The sequence below is a fragment of the Bacillus sp. SIMBA_008 genome (genome assembly GCF_046535495.1).
Classification (GTDB): Bacteria; Bacillota; Bacilli; order Bacillales; family Bacillaceae; genus Bacillus; species Bacillus subtilis.
The window spans coordinates 1-259 of the sequence record NZ_JAWRWL010000719.1; the positions used below are offsets into that span (position 1 = coordinate 1).

Below are 259 nucleotides of genomic sequence, written 5' to 3' on the forward strand. Positions count from 1 at the left end.
TAACAAGTAATTATCTTTTAAAAAATTAAGCGCCTTGCTCTTCCTTTTGTTCTGCAACTGCTTTAGTAGCAAGTGCAAGGTTACGGATTGGAGCTTGAAGAACGCTAAGAAGCATAGAAAGTAAGCCTTCACGTGATGGAAGAGTAGCGATAGCTTTAACCTCATCAAGTGTTACAAGTTTACCTTCGATTACACCAGCTTTAATTTCTAAAGCTTCATGTTTTGTAGCGAAGTCGTTTAATACTTTCGCAGGAGCAAC

General features: G+C 38.2%; 1 protein-coding gene. It reads right to left on the bottom strand.

The annotated features are described in order from the left end of the window. Window positions 1-25 precede the first annotated feature (25 nt). Window positions 26-259, bottom strand: a 234-nt coding sequence (locus SB658_RS25135; RefSeq protein WP_410603135.1) for a large ribosomal subunit protein uL10, incomplete at its 5' end; no start/stop codon positions are given.